We start from the raw sequence: 10,108 nt of genomic DNA, 5'->3' as shown, positions 1-10,108 counted from the left end.
AACATTTTCTGGGGCTTTCCTCCGGGCGCTTCCCTTCGGTCTTGCGTTTCCGACTCTATCAGACTCTTTCGTGTCCGATTCCCGGTCGAAGCGGGTTTTGCTTTGCTTTCCAGGAATTCGCTTTCGCACTTTCCCTTTCGGCGTGTTCACTACGTTAGCCGATTCCCCCGGTTACTCATAATCGAGTCAGTGGGCCGAATTCCGGCATGCCGAAATTCGCACCCTCTGGGGTGAGTCGTAGGTAGTGGTTGGCCGCTTCGAGTTGCCCGGCGTGCGATCCGAAGGACCGACCGAAAGCTGCACCCGTGTCAAGCGGCTCGGACTACATTAGGCGCCCCTCAAGGGCGAGTCAAGTTGACCGGCGGCGTGGCACATGGGCCCTGTACGGGCTCACCGTGGGGTCACCGTCGATCCAGAACCGCCACGGGTGCGTGGCGCCGTCACCGCCCACCCCCGTGCGCGGACCGCTTCGTACCTGGTCGCAGGGTGGAGGGGTGCCGTGCAGTACGGAAAGGTGCGCGCCCGGGTGGGCGATGGCATCGGTTCCGTCGAGTACCCGGTCGATGTCCAGGGCGGTCGCGAGGCGCGCAGGCCCTTTGGCCAGTTCTCGGTCGTTGCGGGCCGAGAATCGACGTTTGCGAGTGAGGTCGGCCCCCGTACGGATCTCGCCGGCCCTGAGGAGTACACCGCTCGCCATGCCCTCCGGGCCGCACACCAGGTTGAGGCAGTGCCACATGCCATAGGTGAAGTAGACGTACGCGTGACCGGGTGGTCCGTACATGACGCTGTTGCGCCGCGTCCGGCCGCGGAAAGCGTGGGAGCCGGGATCGATCTCGCCCGCGTACGCCTCCACCTCGGTGAGGCGCAGTTCGATGGGGCCGTCGGGCGTGCTGCGGACCAAGGTGCGGCCCAGGAGATCCGGTGCCACCTCCAGCACGGGGCGGTCGAAGAAGTCCCGCGTCAGCGGCGTACGGTCCTGGCCATCGATCATGACGTTCGAGATTACCGGGAACCGACTACGGTCATGGCGCGTATGTAGGGGTCAGGACCTAGGAGGAAAAACATGGGCTTCAAGCGGCTACTCGCGAGCATGGGTGCCGGTGGCGCCTCGGTGGAGACGGAGCTGACCGAGCTCAACGTCGTACCGGGTGGGGTCGTTCAGGGCGAGGTGCGGATCCAGGGCGGGTCCGTGGACCAGCAGATCGAGGGGCTCTCCGTCGGTCTGCAGGCCCGGGTCGAGGTCGAGGGGCAGGATCAGGAGACCAAGCAGGACATCGAGTTCACCAAGCTGCGCCTCGGCGGCGCTTTCGAGGTGCGGGCGGGAGCGGTGCACGTCGTGCCGTTCGGGCTCGAGATCCCGTGGGAGACGCCGATCACGATGTTCGCGGGCCAGCACCTGCACGGTATGAACATCGGGGTGACCACGGAGCTGGAGATCGCACGGGCGCTGGACTCGGGCGACCTGGACCCCATCAACGTGCACCCGCTGCCGGCGCAGCAGGCCATCCTGGACGCCTTCGGGCAGCTGGGCTTCGGTTTCCGCAGCGCAGACATGGAGCGCGGGCACATCCGCGGCACCCGTCAGCGGCTGCCGTTCTACCAGGAGATCGAGTTCTTCCCGCCGTCGCAGTACCGGGGGCTGAACCAGGTCGAGCTGACGTTCGTCGCCGACGACCGCGAGATGGACGTCGTTCTGGAGATGGACAAGAAGCCGGGGCTCTTCAGTGAGGGCAGCGACTCCTACCGTGCGTTCAAGGTGGGTCTGAACGACTTCCAGGGGACCGACTGGACGGCTTACCTGAATCAGTGGCTGGCGCAGGTCGGCGGGCAGCGCAACTGGCTCTAGGGTCGGGGGGAAGAAGACCTTCCCAGAACTGAACCGATCAGGAGAGGTGGCGACGTGACCGAGCCGAAGAGGGCCCCGCTTCCGCATGACTTCCATCCCGAGGTCCCTTCGTTCACCGTGGTGAGCGAGGACCTGGCCCCGGGGGCCGTGCTTGCGGACGCACAGGTCTACGCGGCGGGGAACACTTCACCGCAGCTGCGGTGGGAGGGGTTCCCGGCGGGGACGAAGAGTTTCGCCGTGACGTGCTTCGATCCGGACGCCCCCACGGGCAGCGGGTTCTGGCACTGGGTGGTCTTCGACATCCCGGCGTCCGTCACTGAGCTGGTGTCCGGTGCGGGCAGCGGGAAGTTCGAAGGGCTGCCCGCGGGCGCCGTGCAGGTTCGCAACGACTACGGGGCGAAGGAGTTCGGCGGCGCCGCCCCGCCGGCCGGTGAGAACCACCGTTATGTCTTCACCGTGTACGCGGTGGACAGCGAGAAGCTCGGTCCCGACAGCGATGCCTCGCCCGCAGCGGTCGGTTTCAACCTGCGTTTCCACACCCTGGGCCGTGCCCAGCTGATCGGTGAGTACGCGGAGCCCGCCGAGAGCGAGTGAAGCGAAAGGTTCCCCCGCTGTTTGCCCTGCCCTGGTCTTGGAGAGATCAGGGCAGGGCATTTTTTATTGCGTTGTCCATTACGGCCTGCCCGGCCAGAGTTGATCCGGGCCTGCCAGGGGGCGGGCGGCACACGGGAGGTGGGCGAAATGCGGGACACGCTGGTGCTGAACGCGAGCTTCGAGCCGCTGTCGACGGTGACGCTGAACCGTGCGGTGGTGCTGATCCTTCAGGACAAGGCCGTCGTCGAGCAGTCGCACCCCGATCTCCGTATGCGCGGTGCCGCCGTGGACATTCCGGTGCCCCGGGTGATCAGGCTCTGCCGGTACGTGCGGGTGCCGTTCCGAAGACAGGCCCCGTGGTCCAGAAGGGGTGTGCTGATCCGGGACCAGCACCGGTGTGCGTACTGCGGGCGGCGGGCGAGCACCGTCGACCACGTGGTGCCGCGGGCCCAGGGGGGTCAGGACACGTGGCTCAACACGGTGGCGTCGTGCGCCGAGGACAACCACCGCAAGGCGGCGCGTACGCCCCAGGAGGCGGGGATGCCGCTGCTGAGGCAGCCGTTCGTCCCGTCGCCGGCGGACGCGATGCTGCTGGCGCTGGGGGCCGGTGACAGGTCGGCGCTGCCGGAGTGGCTGGCGCAGTCCGCGGCGTAACCGTCGTACGCCGGGTGATGTAGAGGAGCCCGCTTCCGGGAGGGGGCGGGCTTCCGCGTGTCAGCGGAGCACCAGTTGGACGATGGCGAGGGTCCCGACGGTGACGATGAGGGCGCGCAGGAACGTGGGGCTGAGCCGGCGGCCGATCTTGGCCCCGATCTGGCCGCCGAGTGCGGAGCCGATGGCGATCAGGACGACGGCCGTCCAGTCGAAGTCCGCGACGAAGAGGAAGAAGAGCGCGGCGATGCTGTTGACGACGGCGGCCAGGACGTTCTTCACCGCGTTGAGCCGCTGCATGGTGTCGTCGAGCAGCATGCCCATCAGGGAGAGGTAGATGATCCCCTGGGCTGCGGTGAAGTAGCCGCCGTACACGCTGGCGAGCATCAGGCCGGTGAAGAGCAGCGGGCCGCCGTCGGGGCGGGCGGTGGCGCCGGTGTCCTCGCGCCGGCGCTGGACCGCTTTGCTGATGCGCGGTTGCAGGATGACCAGGACGAGAGCCAGGGCTACCAGGACCGGGACGATGGTCTCGAAGGCAGTGGAGGGCAGCGCCAGCAGCAGGGTGGCGCCGGTGAGACCGCCGATCATGGCGCCGACGGCGAGCTTGAGGACGCGTCGGCGCTGTCCTTCGAGTTCCTTGCGGTAGCCGATCGCGCCGCTGATGGAACCGGGGATCAGGCCGAGTGCGTTGGAGACCGTCGCGGTGACCGGGGGCAGGCCCGTGGCGAGCAGCACCGGAAAGGTGATCAGCGTTCCCGAGCCGACGATCGTGTTGATCGTGCCCGCGCTGATGCCCGCGGCGAAGACAGCGAGCATCTCCCAGATGGTCATCCCGAATCCCCCGTGCCTGATCGGTGCTTGGTGCACTGATCATGCACGAGGGGGTGTACACGTCAGTCGACCGGGGGTTCCTCGCGGCGTTCCTTGCCGGTGTTGCCCGTGTTGAAGCCGGGCATGCCTGTTCCGAGGTTCCCGAAGGCGCCGCTGAGGCCCTTGAGGGCGTCGCCGATCTCGCTGGGCACGATCCAGAGCTTGTTGGCGTCGCCCTCGGCGATCTTCGGCAGCATCTGGAGGTACTGGTACGAGAGGAGCTTCTGGTCCGGGTCGCCGGCGTGGATCGCCTCGAAGACCGTACGGACGGCCTGGGCCTCGCCCTCCGCGCGCAGGGCTGCCGCCTTGGCCTCACCCTCTGCGCGCAGGATCGCGGACTGCTTCTCGCCCTCCGCGGTGAGGATCGCCGACTGGCGCGTACCTTCGGCCTGGAGGATCGCGGCGCGCTTGTCCCGGTCGGCGCGCATCTGCTTCTCCATCGAGTCCTGGATGGAGGTGGGCGGCTCGATCGCCTTCAGCTCGACGCGGTTGACGCGGATGCCCCACTTTCCGGTGGCCTCGTCGAGGACTCCGCGGAGCGCGGCGTTGATCTCCTCGCGGGAGGTCAGGGTCCGCTCCAGGTCCATGCCGCCGATGATGTTGCGGAGCGTGGTGACGGTGAGCTGCTCGATGGCCTGGATGTAGCTGGCGACCTCGTACGTCGCCGCCCTGGCGTCGGTCACCTGGTAGTAGATGACCGTGTCGATGTTGACGACCAGGTTGTCCTGGGTGATCACCGGCTGCGGCGGGAAGGGCACGACCTGTTCCCGGAGGTCGATCCGGTTGCGGATCGAGTCGATGAACGGGACGACGATGTTCAGGCCTGCGTTGAGAGTCCGGGTATACCGGCCGAAACGTTCCACGATGGCGGCGCTGGCCTGGGGGATGACCTGGATCGTCTTGATCAGAGCGATGAAGACGAGCACCACCAGAATGATCAGGACGATGATGATCGGTTGCATCGTTTCCTCGTGCCCTTCGGTTGCCGACGGATCGCGATGAGCGAGGTCGAGATCGTATGGGCCGTGGGTCAGGTCGGTTGTCCTGCCGGTCCGGTTTCCATGATGATCGACATCGAGTCTCGCAGAACGGGCGCTGCTGTGGGGCCTGTTCGGTCACATGACGACGGCCGTCGCCCCGTCGATGTCGACGACATCGACCTGTTGGCCCGGTTCGAAGCTGAGCTCGGCGTCGAGGGAGCGGGCCGACCAGATCTCCCCGGCCAGCTTGATGCGGCCGCCACTGCCGTCGACCCGTTCCAGGACGACGGCCTGACGGCCCTTCAGTGCGTCGATGCCGGTGGCGAGTCGGGGCCGGTCCGCGCGATGCCTGTTGGCGATCGGGCGGACCACGGCGATCAGTGCCACCGAGACGATGACGAAGACCAGGACCTGGGCCACGATTCCGCCGCCCAGGGCCGCGACGACCGCCGCGGCCACCGCCCCGACGGCGAACATGCCGAACTCGGGCATCGCGGTCAGGACGAGCGGGATGCCCAGTCCCACCGCGCCGATCAGCCACCACACCCACGCGTCGATGTCCACGTGGTCATCGTATGACCGTGAGCACCTCCGCGGACAGTGCGCGACCGGTCGGGTACGGCGGCGATCCGGGCAACTTCCCTCAGGCGAGCGGCAGTCCGCGGGCGGTGTAGCGGTCGCCCTGGTGCTCGACGACGAGGGGCAGACCGAAGCAGAGGGAGAGGTTGCGGGAGCTGAGCTCGGTCTCCATGGGGCCGGCCGCGAGCACCTTGCCCTGGCGGATCATCAGGACGTGGGTGAATCCGGGGGCGATCTCCTCGACGTGGTGAGTCACCATGATCATGGAGGGCGCGTACGGGTCGCGGGCCAGGCGGCCGAGCCGACGGACGAGGTCCTCGCGGCCGCCGAGGTCGAGACCGGCGGCCGGCTCGTCGAGGAGCAGCAGTTCGGGGTCGGTCATCATGGCGCGGGCGATCAGGGTGCGCTTGCGCTCGCCCTCGGAGAGGGTGCCGAACTTCCGGTCGAGGTATTCGGTCATGCCGAGCCGGTCGAGGAAGGCGCGGGCTCGGTCCTCGTCGACCTTGTCGTAGTTCTCGTTCCAGGTGGCGGTCATGCCGTAGGCGGCGGTGAGCACCGTCTGCAGAACCGTCTGGCGCCTGGGCAGCTTCTCGGCCATGGCGACGCCCGCGATGCCGATGCGGGGGCGCAGGTCGAAGACGTCGGTGCCGACACCGCCGAGCTGCTCGCCGAGGACCGTGGCGCTGCCCTTGGTCGGGAAGAGGTAGCTGGACGCGATGTTGAGGAGGGTGGTCTTGCCGGCGCCGTTCGGGCCGAGGATGACCCAGCGCTCCCCCTCCTTGACCGACCAGGAGACGTCGTCCACCAGAGCGCGTCCGTCGCGGACCACGGATACGTCCACCAGCTCCAGTACATCGCTCATGAGCGCGTTGTCTCCCCATGCAGTCTCGAGATCGTCGCGTGCCTGTGGGCACAGCTCCCAGGGAAAACCTACGCCACTGCGATAGCGCTTCAGGAGCTGGGCCCGTCGTCGCGCGGTTGCCGCACCGCCCCATGGGGCCGGGACCGGGTCGCGGGACGGTGGGGACAGGGCCCCGGTCCGTTCCCTAGGGTGGTCCCATGCTTTCGGAACCACGCTCAGGGCTGCTGGCCGCTTGGGGCAACGCGCTACTGGCCGGACTCGTGTCGCCGGACGACGCGGCGCTCGCCATTGTCGGGGAGGACGCGGTGCACCGCGTCGAGGGGCTGCCGGGTGAGGCGGGACCGGTCGGTCTCACGCTCGCGCTGGGGCGGCTGCGGGGGCTGGGGGTGACGGGCTTCCGGGTCGCGCTGCCGGTTCCCGGGCACCCGCTGGGCCTCAGCGGTCCCGCGGAGTTCAACGCCCGGGCGCTGGAGGCGGAGGAGGCCGTGGTCACCTACGGTGCGCCGTACGGGCTGGTGCCCGAGGTACGGGAGGCGGGGCCTGCCGGGGATCTCCACGTCAACGTGGTGTGGCAGTGCCTGGCGGTACGCGAGGCGCCGCCGGCGGATGTGCCGTCGCTCGGCGAGGCGGAGCGGGAGCTTGCCGAGGCGCTGCGGGATGCGACGGCGCTGCTGTCACGGCTCGATGTGGCGGGGTCGGGGCCGGTGGCCGAGGCGGCGGTGGACGCGTACCGGGCGCGGGCGGAGCGGGGGCGCGAGGTGCTCGCCCCGGGGTATCCGCCGCGGGCGGTCCGAGTGCTGGAGCTGGCACAGCGCGTCGGCCTGCTGGTCTCGGTGGCGCAGGAGAACGGGCACGGCGGCGCGGTGAGCGCGTCGGAGATGGCGGCGCGCGGGGAGGCGCTGCGGCCGGTGGAGCGGGTGGCCCGGCGGGCGCAGGTGGCGGCGTACAACGCGTATGTGGAGGAGCGGGCGCGGTAGCGGGGCGGCTCGCGTTCGGAGACCGGCCGCGGCATGCTCTCCGGCGCGGTCCGGGCCGACGGGCGTCGGCGGGTGGGCCCGGGGTGGGCTCGCGGCCTGTGATGCGGACGGCGTGATGCCGCCGGCCGGTCCCGTGTGGGGCCGGCCGGCGGCATCGCCGTGGGTGCGACTCGTCAGCCGTTCAGGCCGAAGTTGCCGAAGGCCGGGTTGAGCAGGCCGATCACGTTGACGGTGTTGCCGACCACGTTCACCGGGACGTGGACCGGGACCTGGACGAGGTTGCCGCTGGCCACACCCGGGGAGTGGGCCGCGACACCGTGGGCGCCGGCACCGCTGTGACCGGTGGCGGAGGCCGCGCCGGCACCGGCGGCGATGATGCCACCGGCGATCATGGTGACGGCAGCAGCCTTCTTCAGGTTCTTCACTTCAGGATCCTCCTAGCCTCGCTGCGGCCAGCCGCCGCAGCACGCCATGAAGAACGCCCCGGACCGAAAGAGGATGCGCCGTTCGAGTGACGTACACACGGGAGTGTGAAACCTGGGCCCGGAGGGTGACCCCCGTTTTCGGTCGCCTGTTCAGCCCACCGCCCCGTGCCGGACGGCCCAGAGGGCTGCCTGCGTGCGGTCCGACAGGTCCAGCTTCATCAGGATGTTCGAGACGTGCGTCTTGACGGTCTTCTCCGAGAGCACCAGCGCCCGTGCGATCTCCCGGTTCGACCGGCCGTCGGCGATCAGGCCCAGGACCTCCCGCTCCCGTTCGGTGAGGGTGCTCCCCCGGCCGGTCCCCGTGCCCGGGGGATCCTGGGCGAGCAGCGCACCGGCCACTTCCGGCTGGAGCAGGACATGGCCCGCGTGCACCGAGCGGATGGCACCGGCCAGTGCGTCCGGGTCGACGTCCTTGTACACGTAGCCGGAGGCGCCGGCGCGCAGGGCGGGGACGACGGTGCGCTGTTCGGTGAAGCTCGTGACGATCAGGACCTTGGCCGGGTTCTCCAGCTCGCGCAGCTTGCGCAGGGCCTCTATGCCGTCGGTGCCCGGCATCTTGATGTCCATCAGCACGACGTCGGGACGGAGCTCCTCCGTCCTGGCCACGCCTTCGGCACCGTCGGCCGCCTCGCCGACGACCTCTATGTCGTCCTGGATCTCCAGGAACGTACGCAGACCGCGTCGGACCACCTGGTGGTCGTCGACCAGCAGCACCCTGATGAGCTTGTCAGCCACCGGGCACCTCCATCTCGATCGTGGTGCCCTTGCCGGGCGCCGATTCAACGGTGAGCTGCCCGCCGACACCGCTCGCCCGGTCCCGCATCGAGACCAGGCCGAGGTGCCGCCCCGCCTGGCGGGTGGCCGCCGGTTCGAAGCCGCGTCCGTCGTCCGTGACCCGCAGCACCGTGTCGCCGTCGCGACGGGTGAGGGTGACGTCGACGCACCCGGCCCCCGAGTGCCGCAGGGCATTGTGCAGGGCCTCCTGGGAGACCCGGAGCAGTGCCTCCTCCTGGGCGGCGGGCAGAGCCCGTACACCGACGCTCGCGAAGGTGACCCGGGCCGCGTGGGCGCGGTCCAGGACCTGGATCTGGGTACGGAGGGTGGCGATGAGGCCGTCCTCGTCGAGTCCCGCGGGGCGCAGTTCGACGACGGCGGCGCGCAGCTCGTCGGCAGCCTCCGCCGCCAGGGCGGCGACCTGCTGGAGCTCGCCCTTGGCGCGGGCCGGGTCGCGGTCGACCAGGGCGGCGGCGGCCTGGGCGGTGAGCCGCAGGGAGAAGAGCTTCTGGCTGACCGCGTCATGCAGTTCGTGCGCGAGCCGGGAGCGCTCCTCGGCGATGGTGAGCTCGCGGCTGCGTTCGTACAGCCGGGCGTTCGTGAGGGCGATCGCCGCGTGCTGAGCGAGGATCGCCAGCAGTTCCTCGTCCTCGGCGGTGAATCCGCAGCCGCCGTCGGGCTTCGGGCAGCGCTTGTTGGCGAGGAAGAGGGCGCCGATGATGTCGTCGCCGTCCCTGATCGGCAGTCCCAGGAAGTCGGACATGTCGGGGTGGGCGGCCGGCCAGCCCTCGAAGCGCGGGTCCTTGCGGACGTCGGCCAGGCGCTCGGGCTTCGCCTCGTGGAGCATCGCGGCGAGGATGCCGTGCTGCCGCGGAAGCGGGCCGATGGCCTTCCACTGCTCGTCGCTGACACCGTCGACGACGAACTGGGCGAAGCCGCCGTGGTCGTCGGGGACCCCGAGGGCCGCGTACTCCGCGTCCAGTAGTTCGCGGGCCGACGCGACGATCGTCTTCAGGACGTCCCGCATTTCGAGGTGCCGGCTCATGGCGAGCAACGCGGCACTCACCGCTGCGAGGCCCGACGGTGGGCGATGACTCATGGCCTCACGGTACCGGCGGCCCGCTCGCCCCGTATCCGCCTGCGGACGGCCTCGGATTAGGGCGCAGGGACTAGGTCCTCGCGCCGAGCTGCTCCCCCTGGAGTTCCCGGAACCGCTCCGAACGCTCACCACGCACCGAAACCCTCACGCTCCGCATTGCTGAAGCAACGAATGGTGAGTTCGTTACCCGCCCGATGTGAGGCCGCGCATAGGACCCACGTCACTTACGAAGACACCTAGTTGAGGGATAAGGGCGATTTGGGTGGTCATGGGTGCGGATCGTCATGCCCGAACGCCACCGTGTTCCACTACCCGGCTTCGTACGTCACACCTTTGCCACAGCATTTTGCCGCCGCTAACAATTGCAATCGTCCCCGACGGAGATGCGACG

At 69.2% G+C, this 10,108-nt stretch carries 12 protein-coding genes; 4 read left to right on the top strand and 8 right to left on the bottom strand.

Features of this window, described 5'->3' with window-relative positions:
- Positions 1-349: 349 nt before the first annotated feature.
- Positions 350-991, bottom strand: coding sequence for a DNA-3-methyladenine glycosylase (locus tag ACIOEW_RS37385; RefSeq protein ID WP_401969683.1), 642 nt, complete (start codon positions 989-991; stop codon positions 350-352).
- 72 nt (positions 992-1,063) lie between these two features.
- Between ACIOEW_RS37385 and ACIOEW_RS37380 the strand changes: the two genes are divergently transcribed.
- From ACIOEW_RS37380 to ACIOEW_RS37370, 3 genes are all read left to right on the top strand, one after another.
- Complete coding sequence (locus ACIOEW_RS37380; RefSeq protein WP_389063701.1) at positions 1,064-1,846, top strand: sporulation protein; 783 nt, start codon at positions 1,064-1,066, stop codon at positions 1,844-1,846.
- Between the two features lie 54 nt (positions 1,847-1,900).
- Entirely contained in the window at positions 1,901-2,440 is a 540-nt protein-coding gene (locus ACIOEW_RS37375) for a YbhB/YbcL family Raf kinase inhibitor-like protein (protein WP_401969680.1), read from the top strand.
- Positions 2,441-2,587: 147 nt separating this feature from the next.
- Positions 2,588-3,094, top strand: coding sequence for an HNH endonuclease (locus tag ACIOEW_RS37370; protein WP_327711799.1), 507 nt, complete (start codon positions 2,588-2,590; stop codon positions 3,092-3,094).
- Between the two features lie 60 nt (positions 3,095-3,154).
- On the opposite strand, the gene ACIOEW_RS37365 is transcribed toward ACIOEW_RS37370, so the two are convergent.
- From ACIOEW_RS37365 to ACIOEW_RS37350, 4 genes are all read right to left on the bottom strand, one after another.
- Positions 3,155-3,922 (bottom strand): sulfite exporter TauE/SafE family protein, encoded by a 768-nt coding sequence (locus ACIOEW_RS37365; protein WP_362557208.1) that lies wholly within the window; start codon positions 3,920-3,922, stop codon positions 3,155-3,157.
- Positions 3,923-3,984: 62 nt separating this feature from the next.
- Positions 3,985-4,923 (bottom strand): SPFH domain-containing protein, encoded by a 939-nt coding sequence (locus ACIOEW_RS37360; RefSeq protein ID WP_327711797.1) that lies wholly within the window; start codon positions 4,921-4,923, stop codon positions 3,985-3,987.
- A gap of 153 nt (positions 4,924-5,076) precedes the next feature.
- Positions 5,077-5,505, bottom strand: coding sequence for an NfeD family protein (locus tag ACIOEW_RS37355; protein ID WP_351003387.1), 429 nt, complete (start codon positions 5,503-5,505; stop codon positions 5,077-5,079).
- Between the two features lie 79 nt (positions 5,506-5,584).
- Positions 5,585-6,382, bottom strand: a complete 798-nt coding sequence (locus tag ACIOEW_RS37350) for an ABC transporter ATP-binding protein (protein ID WP_362557206.1) — start codon at positions 6,380-6,382, stop codon at positions 5,585-5,587.
- A 197-nt stretch (positions 6,383-6,579) separates the two neighbouring features.
- Here ACIOEW_RS37350 and ACIOEW_RS37345 point away from each other — a divergent pair, with 197 nt between their 5' ends.
- Positions 6,580-7,359: a hypothetical protein gene (locus ACIOEW_RS37345; RefSeq protein WP_362557204.1), complete on the top strand. Its 780-nt coding sequence runs from the start codon at positions 6,580-6,582 to the stop codon at positions 7,357-7,359.
- A gap of 173 nt (positions 7,360-7,532) precedes the next feature.
- Here ACIOEW_RS37345 and ACIOEW_RS37340 read toward each other — a convergent pair whose 3' ends face one another.
- From ACIOEW_RS37340 to ACIOEW_RS37330, 3 genes are all read right to left on the bottom strand, one after another.
- Complete coding sequence (locus tag ACIOEW_RS37340; protein WP_219572718.1) at positions 7,533-7,784, bottom strand: chaplin family protein; 252 nt, start codon at positions 7,782-7,784, stop codon at positions 7,533-7,535.
- A gap of 150 nt (positions 7,785-7,934) precedes the next feature.
- Positions 7,935-8,579 carry a response regulator gene (locus tag ACIOEW_RS37335; RefSeq protein WP_401969677.1) on the bottom strand — a complete coding sequence of 215 codons (645 nt, stop codon included), beginning with the start codon at positions 8,577-8,579 and terminating at the stop codon, positions 7,935-7,937.
- Positions 8,572-9,717, bottom strand: coding sequence for a GAF domain-containing sensor histidine kinase (locus tag ACIOEW_RS37330; RefSeq protein ID WP_362557201.1), 1,146 nt, complete (start codon positions 9,715-9,717; stop codon positions 8,572-8,574). The genes ACIOEW_RS37335 and ACIOEW_RS37330 overlap by 8 nt, the downstream gene beginning before the upstream one ends.
- Between the last annotated feature and the right edge of the window lie 391 nt (positions 9,718-10,108).

Origin of the sequence: Streptomyces sp. NPDC087901 (assembly GCF_044742205.1) — a bacterium.
In the GTDB taxonomy this organism is placed as follows: Bacteria; Actinomycetota; Actinomycetes; order Streptomycetales; family Streptomycetaceae; genus Streptomyces.
This window is presented reverse-complemented; position numbering and strand designations above follow the sequence as displayed.

Bases quoted from the DNA above. Each gene is read 5' to 3' on its own strand.
- ACIOEW_RS37360 (WP_327711797.1), bottom strand. From the start codon at position 4,923: ATGCAACCGATCATCATCGTCCTGATCATTCTGGTGGTGCTCGTCTTC.
- ACIOEW_RS37350 (WP_362557206.1), bottom strand. From the start codon at position 6,382: ATGAGCGATGTACTGGAGCTGGTGGACGTATCCGTGGTCCGCGACGGA.
- ACIOEW_RS37370 (WP_327711799.1), top strand. From the start codon at position 2,588: ATGCGGGACACGCTGGTGCTGAACGCGAGCTTCGAGCCGCTGTCGACG.
- ACIOEW_RS37345 (WP_362557204.1), top strand. From the start codon at position 6,580: ATGCTTTCGGAACCACGCTCAGGGCTGCTGGCCGCTTGGGGCAACGCG.
- ACIOEW_RS37385 (WP_401969683.1), bottom strand. From the start codon at position 991: ATGATCGATGGCCAGGACCGTACGCCGCTGACGCGGGACTTCTTCGAC.
- ACIOEW_RS37365 (WP_362557208.1), bottom strand. From the start codon at position 3,922: ATGACCATCTGGGAGATGCTCGCTGTCTTCGCCGCGGGCATCAGCGCG.
- ACIOEW_RS37380 (WP_389063701.1), top strand. From the start codon at position 1,064: ATGGGCTTCAAGCGGCTACTCGCGAGCATGGGTGCCGGTGGCGCCTCG.
- ACIOEW_RS37330 (WP_362557201.1), bottom strand. From the start codon at position 9,717: ATGAGTCATCGCCCACCGTCGGGCCTCGCAGCGGTGAGTGCCGCGTTG.